At 65.3% G+C, this 19,422-nt stretch carries 12 protein-coding genes; 4 read left to right on the top strand and 8 right to left on the bottom strand.

What is annotated here, in order from left to right:
* Positions 1-44 precede the first annotated feature (44 nt).
* Positions 45-431 (bottom strand): winged helix-turn-helix transcriptional regulator, encoded by a 387-nt coding sequence (locus IF809_RS07940; RefSeq protein WP_462837291.1) that lies wholly within the window; start codon positions 429-431, stop codon positions 45-47.
* A gap of 71 nt (positions 432-502) precedes the next feature.
* Between IF809_RS07940 and IF809_RS07935 the strand changes: the two genes are divergently transcribed.
* Entirely contained in the window at positions 503-1,054 is a 552-nt protein-coding gene (locus tag IF809_RS07935; RefSeq protein WP_128968518.1) for a carboxymuconolactone decarboxylase family protein, read from the top strand.
* Positions 1,055-1,103: 49 nt separating this feature from the next.
* Here the strand turns inward: IF809_RS07935 and IF809_RS07930 are convergent, their stop codons facing one another.
* Positions 1,104-2,111 carry a KpsF/GutQ family sugar-phosphate isomerase gene (locus tag IF809_RS07930; RefSeq protein WP_164938903.1) on the bottom strand — a complete coding sequence of 336 codons (1,008 nt, stop codon included), beginning with the start codon at positions 2,109-2,111 and terminating at the stop codon, positions 1,104-1,106.
* 193 nt (positions 2,112-2,304) lie between these two features.
* Between IF809_RS07930 and IF809_RS07925 the strand changes: the two genes are divergently transcribed.
* The gene (locus IF809_RS07925) at positions 2,305-4,047 is read left to right on the top strand and encodes an outer membrane beta-barrel protein (RefSeq protein WP_462837290.1); all 1,743 of its coding nucleotides are present in this window, start codon (positions 2,305-2,307) and stop codon (positions 4,045-4,047) included.
* A 199-nt stretch (positions 4,048-4,246) separates the two neighbouring features.
* On the opposite strand, the gene IF809_RS07920 is transcribed toward IF809_RS07925, so the two are convergent.
* Both IF809_RS07920 and gltB read right to left on the bottom strand, forming a co-directional pair.
* Positions 4,247-5,698 (bottom strand): glutamate synthase subunit beta, encoded by a 1,452-nt coding sequence (locus IF809_RS07920; RefSeq protein ID WP_128968514.1) that lies wholly within the window; start codon positions 5,696-5,698, stop codon positions 4,247-4,249.
* Between the two features lie 113 nt (positions 5,699-5,811).
* Complete coding sequence (gene gltB, locus IF809_RS07915; RefSeq protein WP_462837289.1) at positions 5,812-10,545, bottom strand: glutamate synthase large subunit; 4,734 nt, start codon at positions 10,543-10,545, stop codon at positions 5,812-5,814.
* Between the two features lie 491 nt (positions 10,546-11,036).
* Here gltB and IF809_RS07910 point away from each other — a divergent pair, with 491 nt between their 5' ends.
* Positions 11,037-11,780 (top strand): hypothetical protein, encoded by a 744-nt coding sequence (locus IF809_RS07910; RefSeq protein ID WP_462837288.1) that lies wholly within the window; start codon positions 11,037-11,039, stop codon positions 11,778-11,780.
* A 60-nt stretch (positions 11,781-11,840) separates the two neighbouring features.
* On the opposite strand, the gene IF809_RS07905 is transcribed toward IF809_RS07910, so the two are convergent.
* A complete protein-coding gene (locus tag IF809_RS07905; protein WP_462837287.1) occupies positions 11,841-12,611 on the bottom strand; it encodes an alpha/beta fold hydrolase in 771 nt (256 codons plus the stop codon).
* A gap of 149 nt (positions 12,612-12,760) precedes the next feature.
* Positions 12,761-13,222 carry an Hsp20 family protein gene (locus IF809_RS07900; protein WP_164938902.1) on the bottom strand — a complete coding sequence of 154 codons (462 nt, stop codon included), beginning with the start codon at positions 13,220-13,222 and terminating at the stop codon, positions 12,761-12,763.
* A gap of 233 nt (positions 13,223-13,455) precedes the next feature.
* On the opposite strand from IF809_RS07900, the gene IF809_RS07895 reads away from it, so the two are divergent.
* The gene (locus IF809_RS07895) at positions 13,456-14,403 is read left to right on the top strand and encodes an alpha/beta fold hydrolase (RefSeq protein WP_453983738.1); all 948 of its coding nucleotides are present in this window, start codon (positions 13,456-13,458) and stop codon (positions 14,401-14,403) included.
* A 151-nt stretch (positions 14,404-14,554) separates the two neighbouring features.
* On the opposite strand, the gene IF809_RS07890 is transcribed toward IF809_RS07895, so the two are convergent.
* Positions 14,555-17,359 (bottom strand): di-heme-cytochrome C peroxidase, encoded by a 2,805-nt coding sequence (locus tag IF809_RS07890; protein WP_462837286.1) that lies wholly within the window; start codon positions 17,357-17,359, stop codon positions 14,555-14,557.
* A gap of 192 nt (positions 17,360-17,551) precedes the next feature.
* Positions 17,552-19,348: an adenylate/guanylate cyclase domain-containing protein gene (locus tag IF809_RS07885; protein WP_462837285.1), complete on the bottom strand. Its 1,797-nt coding sequence runs from the start codon at positions 19,346-19,348 to the stop codon at positions 17,552-17,554.
* Positions 19,349-19,422 lie beyond the last annotated feature (74 nt).

Here is a 19,422-nt window from a genome sequence, read left to right as displayed (position 1 = left end):
CAGCTTGATTATCGGGTGAGGGGGAGTCTCCGCGAGTCCAACTGTCACCGTCTTCGCGGAGACTCCCCCTCACCCCGACCCTCTCCCCGCAAGCGGGGCGAGGGAGAAGACCTCCACCTCTCCGCAAACCGGTGCAGCGGCATGAACGTCTCGCACAACTCCCGCCCGAGCGCGGTCAGCCCGTAACCGCCGCCGTCGCCGAGCTCCACGAAGCCCGCCTCGCGCAGCTCCGTCAGCCGGGCCTGCAGCACTGTCGGCGAGGCCTCGTCGCAGGCCGTGCGCAGCGCGCGCGAGGTGAGGGGCAATTCGCGCAGCTCCCATAAAATTCGCAGGCTCCAGCGTCGGCCGAGCAGGTCGAGCAGCGCCATGATCGGCCGCCCGGTGCGCGAGCCGCGCACGCGGGGATCCCCAGAGCCTGCCTGTTTCGCCATCGCGATCCTCTTGCGTCTAGCTACGGATAATGTAGCGTGCTGCTACGAGAATTGTAGCAAGGAGGACGCTCATGTCATCCCCGACGCCGCGCATCGCCCCGCTCGATCAGCCTTATCCCCCGGAGATCCAGGCGCAGTTCGACCGCATCATGCGCGGTGCCCCGCCGCTGGTGCTGTTCCGGGTCATGGCCGCCCACACGCGCGCGTGGGAGAAGTTTCGCGCCGCCGGGCTTCTCGATCCGGGCCCGCTCTCACTGCGCCAGCGCGAGATCGTCATCGATCGCACCTGTGCTCTGAACCAATGCGAGTACGAATGGGGTGTCCATGTCGCGGTCTTCGCCGGTCCGGCAAAACTCACGAAGGACGAGGTCCGCGCGACGGTCGCGGGCGATGCGACCTCGCCCTGCTGGTCGCCGGCGGAGGAGGCCCTGATCGCGGCGGTGGACGCGCTCCATCACCGCGCGACCCTCACCGACGCCGAGTTCGCCGCTCTGTCGGCGCATTACGACGAGGCGCAAATCCTGGAGATCATGCTGCTGTGCGGCTTTTATCGCACGGTGTCGTATCTGGCGAACGGGCTGCGCCTGCCGCTGGAGGAGAAGGCGGCGCGGTTTCCCCAATAGTCATTCCGGGCTCGCGCCAAGTGGCGCGCCCGGAATGACGAGCGATGCCTTACGCCACGCCCGCCCGCAAGAGATCGTGCAGGTGCACGATGCCGACCACCTTGTTCGCCTCGGTTACCACCAGCGTCGTGATCTTGCGCGTGTTCAGCACCTCGATCATCTCGGTCGCGAGCATCGAGGGCGGCACGGTCTTCGGCTTCCTGGTCATGATCTCGTCAACCAGCGCCGTCAGCAGATCGGGGCGCATGTGGCGGCGAAGATCGCCGTCGGTGATGATGCCGACGGCCTCGTTCGCAGCATTGACGATGCAGACGCAGCCGAGACCCTTGGCCGACATCTCGACCACCGCATCCGACATCTTCGTGCCGAGCGGCTTCACCGGAATCTCGGCGCCGGTGCGCATGTAGTCGCGGACGAATTTCAGCATCGCGCCCAGCTTGCCGCCCGGATGGAAATGGGCGAATTCCAGAGCAGTGAAGCCGCGGCTTTCGAGCAGCGCGATGGCGATGGCATCGCCGATCGCGACCTGCATCATGGTCGAGGTGGTCGGTGCCAGATTGTGCGGGCAGGCTTCGCGCGCCTTCGGCAGCTCGATGACGATGTCGGCGGCCTGGCCCAGCGAAGACGCCGCGTTCGACGTCACCGCGATCATCGGGATCGCAAAGCGCGCGGAGTAGTTCACGAGTGTCTTCATTTCCGGCTGCTCGCCGGACCAGGATAGCGCCATGATGACGTCGTCCGTGGTGATCATGCCGAGATCGCCATGGCCAGCTTCGGCGGTGTGAACGAAGAATGCCGGCGTGCCCGTCGAGGCGAGGGTTGCCGCGATCTTGCGCGCCATATGGCCGGACTTGCCGAGGCCGGTGACGATGACGCGGCCCTTGGCATTGCGGATCAGGTCGACCGCCCTGGCGAACGCCTGGCACAGCGGGCCGCGCAGGGCGGCCGCGAGCGCGTTGAGGCCGCCGCTCTCGGCTTCCAACGTGCGGAGCGCGGATTCGACGCTGGCAGGGGCGGGGCCGGATGATTGGGTCATCAGCGGTTTCGAACTCGGCATGTTCACGTCCAGGGGAGGAGGGGCGTCAGCCCGTTGCCGGCCTGCTTAGCACGCTCCGGCCTGCGAGGCGACGCGGGCGCCAACACCCTCAACGGGTCATTAACCATAATTGTTTTAACTCCATTAACGATGGTTCCCGCCAGGCGGCGAGAGCGATCGCGGAAGTATTTGATTTCGTTGGAGTTAATCCATCGTGGGGTCGCCTCCAGGCAGGGGCCGGAGCAGCTGCGCGTTAGCTTTCCGCGCCGCTTTGCCATGCCTGCTGCTGACGGTGCTGGAAAGCGCGCCCGCGGCCGCCCAGAGCCTCACGCCCGATCTGTTCAATCCCAGCCGCGGCGGCTTCGTCGCGCCCGATGCGCTACCGATGCGCCGCACGGCCGGCGTGCCGCAGGCGCCGTCGGACGCAGTGCCGCAGCCGCCGGACCCCAACGACGATCCGCGCAAGAAAAGCGATGCGCCCGCGGCGACGCGCGTCGGCCAGGTGCCGACCTATGGGCTGCCTCCCGCCAATGGCGCCAGCAGCTCCGGTTACGATTCGCTCAATCGCAAGCGCCAGCAGCCAAAGCTCTATCCGGGCCAGCCGAAGCCCAGGAAGCCCGCGGGTCCCGGCTCGCCGGTGCCGCTGGCGACGCCGGACACGAGTCTCGGCCCTCCGCGCATCGCGCCGCCTCCATCGGAGACCGCGCACAAGACGCCGGTGCCGCCGGCAATGGCGGGCACCGTGCCCGGCCAGCCCTTGCGCCGCCGCCTCAAGGCCGATGACGATGCCTTCGGCGCGGTCGGCGATTACGCCGGCAGCTTTCTGATCAAGGGCGGGCTCGAGCTCTCGGCCGGCTACGACAGCAATCCTGCACGCCTGCAAAAGCCGGTCGGCTCCCCGGTCTATGTCGTCGCGCCTGACCTGCTCGTGATCTCGGACTGGGAGCGCCACGCACTGGTCGCCGATCTGCGCGGCTCGTTCTCGGGCTATACCAACAACATGCCTGAAACCATCGACGGCCTTGCCTCGCCGTCGCCGGTCGAGATCAACCGCCCCGACTTCACCGGCCATATCGACGGTCGTATCGACGTCGATCGCGACCTCAAGCTGACCTCGCAGCTGCGCCTGCGGCTCGCCACCGACAATCCGGGCAGCCCGAACGTACAGGCCGGCCTGCAGAAATATCCAGTCTATGCCAGCTACGGCACCACCGTCGGCTTCGACCACACCTTCAACCGCTTCGAGGTCGCCGCCGGCGCCACGGTGGACCGCACCGCCTATACCGATTCAAAACTCACCGACGGCTCGGTCTTCAGCAACAACGATCGCGACTTCAACCAGTATGGCGGCGTCGGCCGCTTCTCCTACGACCTCAAGCCCGGCTTGAAGCCGTTCGTCGAGATCGAGGGCGACAACCGCGTCCACGACCAGGCCGCCGACCGCAACGGCTACTTGCGCGATTCATCCGGCGGCTACGCCAAGATCGGTTCGTCCTTTGAATTCTCGCGCATCCTCACCGGCGAGATATCGGTCGGCTATTCCGCGCGCACCTATGTCGATCCCCGCCTGAGCCAGCTCTCGGGCTTCCTGACCTCGGGCTCGCTGATCTGGAACGCCAGCGGGCTGACCACGGTCAAGTTCAACACCGACACGCAGATCGCGGAAACCACGATCCCCGGCTCCTCCGGCGTGCTGGTGCACACCTATGCCGCCGAAGTCGACCACGACTTCCGCCGCTGGCTCACCGCGATCGGCAAGTTTACCTACGGCACCTACGACTACCAGAACCAGGGCCGCAACGACAAAACCTACTCGCTCGAAGGCAACCTGATCTACAAGCTCAACCGCAATGTCTGGATCAAGGGCACGCTGCGCCACGACATCCTGGACTCGAACCAGCCGGGCTCGAGCTCGCAAGGCACGGTGGTGATGCTGGGTGTGAGGTTGCAGAATTAGGGCGACACGGGTCGTGCGGGCGCTTGCGGTTTAGTTGACTCCGCCCTCGCCACCCACTCAGCTGTCATGCCCAGGCTTGACCGGGGCATCCAGTACGCCGCGGCTCCTCGGTTCAATCACAAAAGTCTCTGGAATACTGGATCGCCCGGTCAAAGCCGGGCGATGACACCGTCTGCGGATCTGGCGGCGGAGCAAAAGCTCAGCGCGGCAGATCCGTCTTCCCCATCAGGAACGTGTCGATCGAGCGGGCACACAGCCGGCCCTCGCGGATGGCCCAGACCACCAGCGATTGGCCGCGGCGCATGTCGCCGGCGGAGAACACGTTCGGGCGCGAGGTCTGGTAGTCCAGCGTGTTGGCCTTGACGTTGCCGCGCGGGTCGAGCTCGACCGCGAGCTGCTTCAAGAGGCCCTCGTGCACGGGATGCACAAAACCCATCGCGAGCAGGACGAGCTCGGCCTCCAGCTCGAACTCGGTGCCGGCGATCGGCTTGAACTTGTCGTCGACGTGCACGCAGTGCAGCTTCCTGACCTTGCCGTTCTCGCCGGAAAACTTCTGCGTCAGCACGGCGTATTCGCGGATCGCGCCTTCGGCCTGGCTGGAGGAGGTGCGCATCTTCAGCGGCCAGTTCGGCCAGGTCAGGCCCTTGTTCTCGCGCTCGGGCGGGGCGGGCATAATCTCAAGCTGGGTCACGGAGAGCGCGCCCTGGCGCAGCGAGGTGCCGATGCAGTCCGATCCGGTGTCGCCGCCGCCGATGACGACGACATGCTTGCCGCCGGCCAGGATATCCTTGACGCCGTTCAGCGCTTCACTGGAGACGCGGCGGTTCTGCTGCGGCAGGAAGTCCATCGCGTAGTGGATGCCCTCGAGCTCGCGGCCGGGGATCGGCAGGTCGCGCGGCGCTTCGGCGCCGCCCGTCAGCGCGATCGCGTCGTACTGGTTGAGCATCTCGCGCGGATCGATATTGCCGCTGGCGCCGACATGGCTGTTGTAATGGAAGGTGACGCCTTCGCCTTCCATCTGCTTGACGCGGCGGTCGATGACGCCCTTCTCCATCTTGAAGTCGGGGATGCCGTAACGCAGCAGGCCGCCGGCCTTGGCGTACTTCTCGTAGACATGCACGTCGTGGCCGGCGCGCGCGAGCTGCTGCGCGCAGGCCATGCCGGCCGGACCGGAGCCGATCACGGCGACCTTCTTGCCGGTCTTGTGGGCGGCGACCTCGGGCTTCAGCCAGCCATTGTCCCAGGCGCGGTCGACGATCGCGCATTCGATCGTCTTGATGGTGACCGGGTTGTCGTCGATGTTGAGCGTGCAGGACGCTTCGCACGGCGCCGGGCAGATGCGGCCGGTGAACTCCGGGAAGTTGTTGGTCGAGTGCAGGTTGCGCGAGGCTTCTTCCCAATTGCCCTGATAGACCAGGTCGTTCCAATCGGGGATCTGGTTGTTGACCGGGCAGCCGGGCGTGCCGGGCGCAACCGAGCCGGTGCCGTGGCAATAGGGGATGCCGCAATTCATGCAGCGCGCAGCCTGGTCCCGTACTTCCTTCTCGGAGAGCGGAATGACGAACTCGTTGTAATGCTTCACGCGCTCGGCGACCGGGGTGTACTTGCGGTCGTGCCGTTCGATTTCGAGAAAACCCGTGATCTTGCCCATTAAACCCGAAGTCCCTGCCGCTTAGTCGTTTTGTTTCTTCTCGTCATTGCGAGGAGCGAAGCGACGAAGCAATCCAGTGCTTCGCTGCGCTCGCAATGACGGGGTGTGATGCCTTACGCCCCGATCGCGATTTTCGGCTCGGCGTCCGCGTTGGCGGCCATTTCGCGCAGCGCGCGCCGGTACTCGACCGGCATCACCTTGCGGAATTTGGGCAGCCATTCCTTCCAATTGGCGAGGATCTCGGCGGCGCGCCTGGAGCCGGTCGCTTTCGCATGGCGCGTGATCAGGACGTGCAGCCGCTCGACGTCGGAGGCGAGCAGGTTGTTGAACACGTCGACCCGGCCATGCGCCTCGAGGTCACCCGAGTGGTGATAGGTGCCGGCATTGATCAGCTCTTCCGACAGCACCGGCTCGAGCTCGACCATGGCCATGTTGCACAGCCTGTCGAAGTCGCCGGTCTCGTCGAGCACGTAGGCGATGCCGCCGGACATGCCGGCCGCGAAGTTGCGCCCGGTCTTGCCGAGCACGACCACGATGCCGCCGGTCATGTATTCGCAGCAATGATCGCCCGCGCCCTCGACCACGGCGACCGCGCCCGAGTTACGCACGGCAAACCGTTCGCCGGCGATGCCGCGGAAGTAGCACTCGCCTTCGATCGCGCCGTACATCACGGTGTTGCCGACGATGATGCTCTCCTCCGGAACGATGGCGCTGTTGGCCGGCGGCTTGACGATGATCTTGCCGCCCGAGAGGCCCTTGCCGACATAATCGTTGCCTTCACCCTCGAGCTCGAAGGTGACGCCGTGGGCGAGCCACGCGCCGAAGGCCTGGCCGGCGGTGCCCTTGAGGCTGACATGGATGGTGTCATGGGGCAGGCCGGCATGGCCGTAGATCTTGGCGACCGCGCCCGACAGCATCGCACCGGCCGAGCGGTTTGTGCTGTTGATCGCGGCTTCGATCTTCACCGGCGCGCCGCGATCGAGCGCGGGCTTCGCCTTCTCGATCAGCGAGCGGTCGAGCACGGCCTCCAGATGATGGTTCTGGCGCTCGGAGTGATAGATCTTCTGGCCCTTCTCTTCCTTCTGCTTGACGAACAGCTTCGAGAAATCGAGGCCTTTGGCCTTCCAGTGCGCGACCAGCTTGGTCTGGTCGAGCAGCTGAACCTGACCGACCATCTCGTTGAAGGTGCGGAAGCCGAGCGAAGCCATGATCTCGCGAACTTCCTCGGCAACGAAGAAGAAGTAGTTGATCACGTGCTCGGGCCGGCCGGTGAAGCGCTTGCGCAGGACGGGGTCCTGCGTCGCGACGCCGACCGGGCAGGTGTTGAGATGGCACTTGCGCATCATGATGCAGCCGGCCGCAATCAAGGGGGCAGTGGCGAAGCCGAACTCGTCTGCGCCGAGCAGCGCGCCGATCACGACGTCACGGCCGGTGCGGAAGCCGCCGTCGACCTGGACCACGATGCGGCTACGCAGCCGCTCGCGCACCAGGGTCTGGTGGGTTTCGGCGAGGCCGATCTCCCACGGCGAGCCGGCGTGCTTGATCGAGGTCAGCGGTGATGCGCCGGTGCCGCCCTCGAAGCCCGCGATGGTGACGTGGTCGGCGCGCGCCTTGGCGACGCCCGCGGCGACCGTGCCGACGCCGATCTCGGAGACGAGCTTGACCGAGACGTCGCCCGTCGGGTTGACGTTCTTGAGGTCGTAGATGAGCTGCGCCAGATCCTCGATCGAGTAGATGTCGTGATGCGGCGGCGGCGAGATCAGGCCGACGCCCGGCGTCGAGTGCCGGACCTTGGCGATGGTCGCGTCGACCTTGTGGCCGGGCAGCTGGCCGCCTTCGCCGGGCTTGGCACCCTGCGCCATCTTGATCTGCATCATGTCGGAGTTGACGAGATACTCCGTGGTGACGCCGAAGCGGCCCGAGGCGACCTGCTTGATCGCCGAGCGCATCGAATCCCCGTTCGGCATCGGCTTGAAGCGGTCGGCTTCCTCGCCGCCTTCGCCGGTGTTCGACTTGCCGCCGATCCGGTTCATGGCGATCGCGAGCGTGGTGTGCGCCTCGCGCGAGATCGAGCCGAAGCTCATCGCGCCGGTGGCGAAGCGCTTGACGATGTCCTTGGCCGGCTCGACCTGCTCGATCGGGATCGGCTTACGCTTCTCTTCCTCCGCGTTCTTGATCCGGAACAGGCCGCGCAGCGTCAAAAGGCGCTCCGACTGCTCGTTGAGGATCTTTGCGAAGGCGCGGTAGCGCTCCTGCGAATTGCCGCGCGCGGCGTGCTGGAGCAGCGATACCGACTCGGCGGTCCAGGCATGGTCCTCGCCGCGGCTGCGATAGGCGTATTCGCCGCCGACATCGAGCGCGCTCTTGTAGACCAGCGCCTCGCCGAACGCGTCGGCATGACGGCGCACGGCCTCTTCCGCGATCTCGGCAAGGCCGACGCCTTCGACACGGGTATGCGTGCCGGCGAAGAACTTCGCGACGAAATCGGCCTTGAGGCCGACCGCGTCGAAGATCTGCGCGCCGCAATAGGACTGGTAGGTCGAGATGCCCATCTTGGACATCACCTTCAAGAGGCCCTTGCCGATCGACTTGATGTAGCGCTTGACGATCTCGTAGTCGTCGAGCGAGCCGGGCAGGCGGTCCTTCATCGCGATGATGGTCTCGAACGCGAGGTAAGGATTGATCGCTTCGGCGCCGTAGCCGGCGAGGCATGCGAAGTGATGCACTTCGCGCGGCTCGCCGGATTCGACGACGAGACCGACCGAGGTGCGCAGGCCCGTGCGGATCAGGTGATGGTGCACGGAGGCGCAGGCCAGCAGCGACGGGATCGGCACGCGATCGGTGCCGACCATGCGGTCGGACAGGATGATGATGTTGACGCCTTCGCGCACCGCGCTTTCGGCCCGCGCGCAGAGCTCGTCGAGCACCTGGTCCATGCCGGCTGCGCCGAGGCCAGCGTGGAAGGTGGTGTCCAGGGTGCGCGACTTGAAGTGCGTGTCGGCCACGTCGGAGATCGAGCGGATCTTTTCGAGATCGGCGTCGGTCAGGATCGGCTGGCGCGCTTCCAGGCGCTTGGTGGTCGCCATGCCCTGCAGGTCGAACAGGTTCGGGCGCGGCCCGATGATGGAGACGAGGCTCATCACCAGCTCCTCGCGGATCGGGTCGATCGGCGGGTTGGTGACCTGCGCAAAATTCTGCTTGAAGTAGGTGAACAGCGGCTTGGCCTTGTCCGACAGCGCCGAGATCGGCGTGTCGTTGCCCATCGAGCCCGCGGCTTCCTCGCCGGTGGCCGCCATCGGCGTCATCAGGATCGCGATGTCCTCCTGGCTGTAACCGAACGCCTGCTGGCGATCGAGCAGCGACAGGTTGGAGCGCACGCCGGTGGTAGGCACCTTCGGCAGCTCTTCCAGCACGATCTGGGTCCGCTCCAGCCACTCCTTATAGGGATGGCTCTTGGCGAGCTCGGCCTTGATCTCATCGTCGGGGATCAGACGACCCTGTTCGAGGTCGACCAGCAGCATCTTGCCGGGCTGCAGGCGCCACTTGGTGATGATCTGGTCCTCGGGGATCGTCAGCACGCCCATTTCGGACGCCATCACGATGCGGTCGTCCTTGGTCACGAGGTACCGGGCCGGCCGCAAACCGTTGCGGTCGAGCGTGGCGCCGATCTGGCGGCCGTCGGTGAAGGCGATTGCGGCGGGGCCGTCCCACGGCTCCATCAGCGCGGCGTGATATTCGTAGAAGGCGCGGCGCTTCTCATCCATGAGCGGATTGCCGGCCCACGCTTCCGGAATCATCATCATGACGGCGTGCGGCAGCGAGTAGCCGCCCTGCACCAGGAATTCGAGCGCGTTGTCGAAGCAGGCGGTGTCCGACTGGCCCTCGTAGGAGATCGGCCACAGCCGGCTGATGTCCTTGCCGTAGAGCTCGGAGCTCACCGAAGCCTGCCGCGCCGCCATCCAGTTGGTGTTGCCGCGCAGCGTGTTGATCTCGCCGTTATGCGCGATCATGCGGTAGGGATGCGCCAGCGACCACGCCGGGAAGGTATTGGTCGAGAAGCGTTGGTGAACCAGCGCGAGCGCGCTCTCGAAATCCTTCTCGTGCAGATCGGGATAGTACTTGCCGAGCTGGTCGGCGAGGAACATGCCCTTGTAGATCACGGTGCGGCAGGACATCGAGCAGGGGTAATAGCCGGCAAGACCGCGGTCGCGGCGCTGGTAGATGGCCTGCGAGATCGACTTGCGCAGGATGTAGAGCCGGCGCTCGAACTCGTCCTCGCTCTTGGCCGTGCCGTTGCGGCCGATGAACACCTGCATGCAGGCGGGCTCGGTCGGCTTCACGGTGACGCCGAGCGAGGAATTGTCGGTCGGCACGTCGCGCCAGCCGAGCAGGGTCAGGCCCTCGTCCTTGATCTGGTCGGCGATGATGCTCTTGATGACGTTGCGCCAGGCGGTATCGCGCGGCATGAACAGCGCACCGATGGCGTATTCGCCGGGCGCCGGCAGCGCAAAGCCGAGCTCCTTGGCCTTGCGGCTGAAGAAGGCGTGCGGGATCTGCACCAGGATGCCGGCGCCGTCACCGGCGCGCGGGTCGGCGCCGACGGCACCGCGGTGTTCGAGATTGCACAGGATGCTCAGCGCATCCGAGACGATCTCGTGCGACTTGTTGCCCTTGATGTTGGCAATGAAGCCGACGCCGCAGGAATCCTTTTCCAGGCTCGGATCGTAGAGACCTTCAGCTTTTGGCCGCGAATTGTGCTCCTGGATCGGATCGGTCGTTTTCGAGGCGACCGTCGCCGACAGCTCTTCTGCCACGATGTTTGCGCGCTCGAATTGCGACCCGTTCATTGTTCCAATCCTCTCCGTGCGGCAAGCTGCCTCACCGCCATCTTCGGCGCACCTTCGGCGTTCCGCGGCACCCGCCTCTGGGTCACCGCTCGTCCGTTGCGAGCCGCATTTTCTTAAATTCAGGCCAAGGCGCTCTTCGTCCCCGAGAACGGCTTTGCCTGTTGCCTTATGGCGCTCGAAGGCACCGGTTTTCGCTGCAATCCCTATGCCGGAACCGCGAGCAAAATTGAGACAGTCTTCCTGTCCTAACCATCACCTTGCCAAATTTTTGTCTAGCACACAAGCGCGCGGAAGTCCCGATTCCCGATATGTCAATCAATCGCTTTCCGAAAGTTGCGCGGCCCCGGTTTTGGAGCAAACGCGCCGCGATCCGGCCCTGTGCACGCCGAAATCCCGGATGAAGCTTCGGATCAGCCCTTCGAACGGCGCGCCATGCCGGAAGAAGCGAAAGAGCGCCGATCATTCGGGGGACTGACAGGAGCGTGTCGACCATGAAGTTTTTCACAGAATGTGTGGCCGCGGCCACGCTGGCGCTGGCTGCAACCGCTACCCAGGCACAAGTTCCGGCCAGTGGTATCTCCGGAGGGGCTTATATTGCGGTGTCGGATTTCGACGGGCCCTATATCGCGCCGGAAGCCGCGCCGCCCCCGCGCTACGGCTATGGTTATGAGGAGCGCGGTCCGGCGCCGGCCCTGCTGCCGCCCACCGAGGTCTACGCGGTGCTGCGCGACAACGGCTTCTCGCCGCTCGGCGTCCCGCGCCTGCGCGGCGCCGTCTACACCATCGCGGTGATCGACCGCCGCGGCGACGATGGCCGGCTCGTGATCGACGCTCGCGACGGCCGGATCATCCGCTTCATGCCGACCGCGGACGCCTACGGCATGATCCCCGGCTATGAGGAGCCCGCGGTTGCGCCTTACGAGCCGCACACCGCGCTGCCGCCGCCGACCATGGTTCGCAGCGGCCCGCCGCGCCCGCCGGCGCCGATTCCCCATGTCGCCAGCCGGACCGTGCCGCTGCCGAAGGCGGCTCCGCGGCGCGCCGAGATGCCGGTCGCGGCTGTGAAGCCCGCCGAACAGCCGACGCAAGCCCAGCCCGCGCAGCAGACCACCGCCATACAAGCAAAACCCGCCGACGCCGCGCCGTCGGTTGCCGCTCCGACCGTCGGCCAAGTCAGATCAGCTCCACCCATCTTGCCCACACAGGAGATGCCGCCCGTGCAGGGGCTGGATTAGGCTGAGCATGCAAGAAGCCCCCGAAGAGATCGGGCGCTATGGCACCACAGAGGCAATGCCTCAGCTGCGCGGATAGCCCGCCGCCTCCAGGATCAGATTCGCCACCTCTTTCGGATGCGACACCAGCGAGAGGTGGCCGGCGTCGAGCTCGATCGTGGTCGCGTTCATCCGCTTGGCGAGGAAGCGCTCGAAGTCGGGGTTGATGGTGGCGTCGTTCTTCGACACCGCGTACCAGCTCGGCTTCGAATGCCAGGCGGCTTCGGTGGTGCGGCCGGCGAAGATCGAGGCGGCCGTCGGCCATTGGACCGCGTAGAGCTCCTTGGCGCGTTCCGGCGCGACGCCGTTGGCGAAATATTTCAGGAAGGCGTCTTCCGATAGCCTGGTGTAGCCGTCGCGCTCGACGATGCCGGCACGCGCGGGACCGGTGGGAAACTGCTTCGACAGCGCAATGAAATCCTCATTGGCATCGGGGGCGCGCGCGGCGATATAGACGAGGCCGGTGACCTTCGGATCGGTGCCGACCTGGCTGATCACGGTGCCGCCCCAGGAATGCGCGACCAGCACCGTCGGCCCCTCCTGCTCGGCCAGCACACGCTTGGTCGCCTCGATCGACTCGGCGAGGGAATCCAGCGGATTCTGCACGGCGGTGACGTTGAGCCCGGCAGCCTGCAGGATCGGGATCACCTCCGACCAGCTCGAGCCGTCGGCCCAGGCGCCGTGCACCAGCACGACGTTCTTGGCCCTCACGGCCTGCGGGGTCTGTGCATGGGCAAGGCTGATGGGGGCCGCTATGAGGCTCGCGGCGACCAAAAGGCTGCGCCAGAAAGTCATGATCGTTCTCCGTCCTGGTTTTGACTGCGATGTCCCAAGGACGGAGCACATGCTGGCGCTGTTACGCCTCCTCACCACCCTGTGATGCAATGCAAAAAACGCCCCGGGGCACCGGGGCGTTTTCGCAACCTGGAAGTGACGTGCGCGGCTTAGGCGGCGACCGAGTTCTCGATCACCTGGGCCTTCGCGGCGCCGCTGTTGATCGCGATCTGGCGCGGCTTCTTGGCTTCGGGAATCTCGCGGACGAGGTCGACATGAAGCAGGCCGTTCTCGAGCGAGGCGTCCTTCACCTGCACGAAATCGGCAAGCTGGAAGGCGCGCTCGAAGGCGCGGGCGGCGATGCCGCGATAGAGCACTTCGGATTTCGAGTTCTCGTTGGCGACTTTCTCGCCCTTGATCGTCAGCGTGTTTTCCTTCGCGACGATGGAAAGCTCATCCTTGGCAAAGCCCGAGACCGCAACGGTGATGCGATAGGCGTTCTCGCCGGTGCGCTCGATGTTGTAGGGGGGATAACCGGGGCTGCCATCCGAACTTGCCTGGTCGAGCAGGTTGAAGAGGCGGTCGAAGCCGACGGTGGAACGATAGAAGGGGGTGAGATCGTAGGTACGCATGGTCAAGTCCTCCATTGAGCGACTGTTTGGTAACCCGCCCGCCAATCGGGCCGGGCTGACGTCTGTGTGCAGCCTGATGTTCCGGTTCCGAAACACTGGTAGCGGCCTGCACGGAGATGATATGGGTGGGTCCAGACGGCGTTCAAGAGGGCGGTAGCGGCGCCTTTTCGGCGCTCCCGCCCCTGGATTTTCAGGACTTGAGTACGGCCCTTGGCGCCCAACCACTTCCCATCATGACGCTGGTCTCGATTCCGTCCAATCCCGTGCCTGAAGACGTCGTCAGCGGCACCATCAAGACGCCCGACGGTGTCGAGCTGCGGTTCGCGCGCTGGGCGCCGCCGGCCAACCGCAAGGGGACGGTTTGCGTCTTCACCGGCCGCAGCGAGCAGATCGAGAAATATTTCGAGACGGTGCGCGATCTGCGCGACCGCGGTTTTGCCGTGGCGATGATCGACTGGCGCGGGCAGGGCCATTCGGCGCGCCGCCTGCGCGATCCGCGCAAGGGATATGTGCGCAACTTCGCCGATTACGAGATCGACGTGGAGACCTTCGTGCAGCAGGTGGTGCTGCCGGATTGTCCGCCGCCGTTCTTCGCGCTGGCCCATTCCATGGGCGGCGCCGTGCTGCTGCGGCTGGCGCATGCGCAGAAGCGCTGGTTCGACCGTATGGTGCTGACCGCGCCGATGATCGATTTGCCCGGTCGCGCCACATCGTTTCCGGTGCGGGCGCTGTTGAAGACGATGCGGATGCTGGGACGGGGCGGCGGTTATGTGCCCGGCGGCAGCGACCAGCTCACCGGCCTGTCGCCCTTCATCAACAATCCTCTCACCAGCGATCCCGTGCGCTATGCGCGTAACGCCGCGATCCTGGAGGAGGACCCGACGCTTGGCCTGGCATCACCGACCGTCGCCTGGGCCGATACGGCCTTCCGCGCCATGCACGCGTTCAAGGGCATGAACTACCCCTCCGAGATCCGCCAGCCGATCCTGATGCTGGCGGCCTCCAACGACACGGTCGTTTCCACTGCCGCGATCGAGGAGTTCGCCTATCATTTGCGCGCCGGCTCGCATCTCGTGATCGCCGGCTCGAAGCACGAGATCCTGCAGGAGCAGGACCGCTACCGCTCCCAGTTCTGGGCCGCGTTCGACGCGTTCGTGCCGGGCACGCCGCTGTTCAAGTGAGATCTGCTCCCTCGCCCCGCTTGCGGGGAGAGGGTTGGGGTGAGGGGAGTCTCCACGGGGACGGTGAGAGTTGGGCTTGTGGAGAATCCCCCTCACCCGCCACGCTTCGCGTGTCGGCCTCTCCCCGCAGGCGGGGAGAGGCGAAGACAACTCACAGCGTCTTCAAATACTCAATCAAATCGTAGCGCTCCTGCTCCTTGAGCACACGACCGATGGTGCCGTCTTTGCCGGGACCCGGCGTGCCATCGAACGAGTGGCCGGCATTGCTGTTGCCGTACAGCTCGGTGCCGTCAGACGCCAGCGTCGAGAAGCGAGACTGCCCGGTCTTGCAGCTCTCGCCGTCGGTGACCGCGAAGCCGACCTGCTTCGGATCATAGTCGCGATCGCCACCCATGCAGAACGATTTGGGACGCTCCGCCGCGGGGCTCAGCATCCAGTAGAGCGAGGGTACCGATCCGTTGTGCAGGTACGGCGCGGTGGCCCAGACGCCGTTGAGCGGGCGCGCGCGATACCAGGGCCCCTTCTCCGGCTTGTCCGGCGGTTGCGGACCGGAATTGGGGCAGTTCTTGCGCGCCCCCCACCAGGCCTGCTGAACCTTCGGATCGATCTTGGCATCGTCCATCGCCTTGCGGCTGACGATGTCGACGAGCACCATCAGGCCGAGCGCGTACGGCATGTCGGTCGAAGAGACGCCGGGTAGATTGCAGCCCCACCAGGTATTGAGGTTCTGCGTGGGGTCGAGTTTGAGGAAGCCCGGCACCTGAACCGTCCGCGTCGCCAATATGCTGGCCTGAGCCGGGTCCGTTCCCATGCCTTTGGCGCTTTTCTGGACCTCGTTCAGGAGTTTGTCGTTGCCGATGGTTTCCCACCGTGACGAAGACCAGATGCTCTGGTCCGGAAATTCGCTGTCGAACACGGGATCGTTGACCGGACCGAGATGGCATTCGACGCAGATATCCGCATAGAGCTTGCGGCCGCGTTTGACGCGCTCGCCATCGATCTTCCACGCGGCGTCACCGAAGATGTCCGATGGCCATTTCGGCGAGGTCAGTCCGGAGAGCTGCTTCTTCGGAAAGGGCGCCGATCCCTTCAGCAGATCCTCGATCCAGTTCAGATTCTTGATGTCCATCGACGAGCGAAACAGCGTGTCCTTAGGGCTGTTGTCGGACAGGTTGAGCAGCGCGGTCACGCCGAGCGCTTCGCCGGCATTGCGGATCAGCGGTTGCTCGATGGACGCGTCATATTGCGCGTATTTGAGCCAGGGGATGGTCCAGATCGGCGGGAAGCTGACCGGTGCGTCCTTGGCATGCAGATTCTTCTCGAAACCGCTGAGGCCACTCAGCGCCATGTCCTGGGAGAAGACCTGATTGCCGATGCGGTTGAGCGCGTCGAGGCGGCCATATCCTTCCTCGGTGTCCTGCTGCTGCTCTTCGCGCTTCGTCTTGTCGTTGAGCCTGGTCTTGCCCGCGATGGTCTTGTCGTAGGTCGTTTCCCAGTCTTTCAGGAACGTGCCGATCGCACTCAGCTTCTGCTTCAGCGCATCGCGGTCGGCATCGCTGGCGGAGGGGCCGAGCACACGGTCGGCGAAGCGCGTGAAGCGGCCGGGCACGAGCAGCGTGTAGGCGATCGACAGGCCGGTCGTGATCTCGAGCTTCCTGAGATCGGTCATCGCCGGGCCGCCGTCGAAGCGGATGTCGATGCCTTTGTAGTGGATCTGCCCGGTGTGGCAGGCGGCGCAGGTCAGCCCGATCCGATCCTCGCCGACCTTGCCGGTCGCAGGATCGGCCACGCCGGTCATGCGCGCAAAGCCGACCGGCAGGCCGTCGACGTTATCGGCCTGGCGACCCCAGTTGACCGGTGGATCCCACAGCCGCGCCGGCACCGGCTTGGTCTTGTCGTAGACGTTCGCATAGCCGAACCGGCGCAACGTGGCGTCATCGGTGTTGATCGTCTGCGGGCTCGGGATGAAGCCGAAGCGCTGGAGATGGTCGCTGTCATGCAGCATCCCGGGCTTGGCGAAGAAATGCAGCCGCGGCTGCTCGAGCGCCATGAACCAGCTGTAGGGCACCGGGAAGGTCGCGGTGCCCTGGCTGGCGTGATGAAACCAGTGCCGGTCTTCCAGCGCCCAGTTCTGCTCGAGCCAGTATGCGGCCCGGGGCTCGACAAGCCTAGGCAATGGCGGGGCCACGAACTGGCCGATGACATGGGGCAGCATCGGCTGGAATTGATCGGGAAAGCGCAGCGCCACGATGCCCAATAGCAGCAGCGCGGCGACGAGCGCGCCGGCCGCGCGCAAGATCAGCGAGGGCGGGGTGACCGGCTGGCTCGCGATCCGCTGGGTGATCCTGTCGGGGAATTTGCGCTCGTTGAACAATGTCCTCACCTCGGCCACGCTGAGATAGCGATCATCACCCTGACCCTTGCCCATGATCCTGAGCAGGATCGGCCATTCGAACTTCATCAGGAGCGGGTAATACCAGCGCGCCTGGTTGCCGGCGCGCTTGAGGTTGTCGTTCATGAAGGTCTGGATTTGCGAGGCGTTGAGCCCGATCTCGGTGCCGCCGTCCGGATCGACACAGGTGCCGCCGAAACCGGCGAGCCGGGAGAGTTCGTCCTCGTTGACCTTTCCGTCGACGCCGAGGATGCGCGAGCCGGCGCCGAGCTTGTCGAGCGGCCCGCCGCGCAAGCGATCGAGCTGTGCGCCCCAGAAGATGCTTTGCAGGATGTGACAGGCGCCGTTGGCGATCAGCGCGACGCCGCGGACCTGGATGCGGGCCGAGGTCTTCTTCAGCCCGGTCTCGCCGCTTGCATTTGCGATGGTCTGCGACAGCGTCCGGAGCGGGACGGTGCCGCCGTCGACGAAGCCTTCGCCGACGAGACCGCGCAGGAACGGGCAGGGATTGTTCGGCGAGACCTCGATTGAAGGATCGAACGGCGTCTTGCGGGAGTTATCCATCGGCAATTCCTGAAACAAACGAATCGCGAAAAGCAGCCGCACCGATACAGCGCGGAAAGTCCTAACAAACAGACAGCGGACGATAGCCTGACTATACTACTTCTGGGTGTGACGAAGTGTGGCTGAATTCACTCAGGTGTCAATAAAGCCGGGCGCGAGGTCGCGGTGCGCGCGCAGGCCTGGCCTCACGATTCACGATTCGGCGGCACGCCTGACGTCGCTCTGGACCAACGTGAGCTTGCTGGCCGGCACGCCCGCTTTCAGGAGCCCGTCACGGTAGTGGGCGATGTCCTCCGGCCGCTTCCAATGAAAATTCCGCAGATGACGATCGACATTCAGGGTCGGATAATTGCTCATCAGCACGCCGGTCGCCTCGGCCGCCTCGTTGGTCCGGCCGAGCTGCGCGAGCGCCGCGGCGCGGATCGCCAGCGCCTGCATGTGGTTCGGGTTGACGTAGAGCTGCTCGCGAGCCCACGACAGGGTCGCGTCATATTGGCGGACGAGATAGTGACTGAAGGCGGTCAGCGCCGCCCATTGATAGCGCGGGTCGCTGTTGTCGCGCTGGGCGGCCATCGAAAACAGCTCGATGGCCTGGCGGTGCTCGCCGATGACGAAATGGCAGATGCCGAGCACGCCGCGTGCCCCCATGTCGTAGGGGTTGAGGGCCACTGCGCGCTTGGCGGCGTCCATCGCCGCCTCGTCGTGGCCTTCCATCGCGTGCGCCCAGGACAGGATCGAGAACGCAAAGGAGGAGCGCGGGTCGAGCCGGACACTGGTTTCGGCAAGCTGCATCGCTTCAGCCCACATCTCACGCGTGCCCCTGACCCAGCCGAACTGGATGCTCTGGATCTGGATCGTGGCGAGATAGGCATGTGCGATCGACAGTTTGGGGTCGAGCGCGATCGCCTCCCGGAACAGGCCGACGGCCGCGCCGAGATCCTCCTTGGTTTGCCGGTAATAGTGCGACAGGCCTTTCAGGAAGCGGTCCCAGGCCGTGATGTCGTTGGTCGGCCGCGCCGGCGCGGAGGCCTCGGCCCGGACGATCTCGGTGGCGATGGCGGCGGACAGATTGGTCGTGATCTCGTCCTGCATGGCGAAGAGGTCGCCGATGTCGCGGTCGTAGCGGCCGGTCCAGAGCTGCTCGCCGCTCTCCGGCGCGATCAGCTCGGCGGTCACGCGGATCTTGGCGCCGGCGCGCCGCACCGAGCCCTGGATCAGATAGGTGGCGTCGATCTCGCGCGCGATCACGCGGGTGCTGACGTTCTTGCCCTTGAAGGCGAAGGTCGAGTTGCGGCTCAGCACGCGATAGAAGGATTGCAGCGACAGCGCGTGGATCAGGTCCTCGGTCAGGCCGTCGGAAAAATATTCGTCCGTGGCGTCGCTGAGATTGGCGAAGGGCAGCACGCCGACGATCGCGGTGCGGTAAGGCTGCGACAGCGCCGATCCTTCCCTGTGCTCGGGCGCGAGCGGAGGCGCGCCCTCGGGCGACCAGGTCCAGACCCCGATCGGATCCCTGATATTCTTGAAGCGATGGTTGCCGCCGTCGACCAGCGGCACGGTGAGATGCTTGCTGGCTTCCTTGTACGCCTTGGCCGAGATCGCGAAGCCGCCGGGGCTCGCCACCGATTCCAGGCGGACGGCGATGTTGACGTCGTCGCCGAACACCTCGTCCTCGTCCGCGATGATGTCGCCCATATGGATGCCGAGCCGGAACTGCATGGCGCGGTCGGCGGGCAGATGGTGGTTGCGTTCCGCCATCAGGACCTGCATCGCGATCGCGGCCTCGGTGGCGCCGACGATGGAGGGAAATTCCAGCAGGAAGCCGTCGCCGGTGTTTTTGACGACACGGCCGCCGTGGTTGAGGATGATCGGATGGATCGCGCTGCGATGGGCCTTGAAGGCGGCGTGGGTGCCGGCCTCGTCAATGCCCATCATACGCGAATAGCCGGCGACATCGGCGCAGACGATGGCAGCCAGACGTCTTTCCATATCCCCCGGAGCTCCAAAGCGAGAGGCCAGCCGCCGCGTGGCAGTCGCAGCGAATCCACGATTTCAAGACCCGG

Source organism: Bradyrhizobium sp. UFLA06-24 (assembly GCF_054967145.1).
The sequence above is the reverse complement of the archived record's forward strand: the minus strand, read 5'-3'. Positions and strand labels throughout refer to the sequence as shown.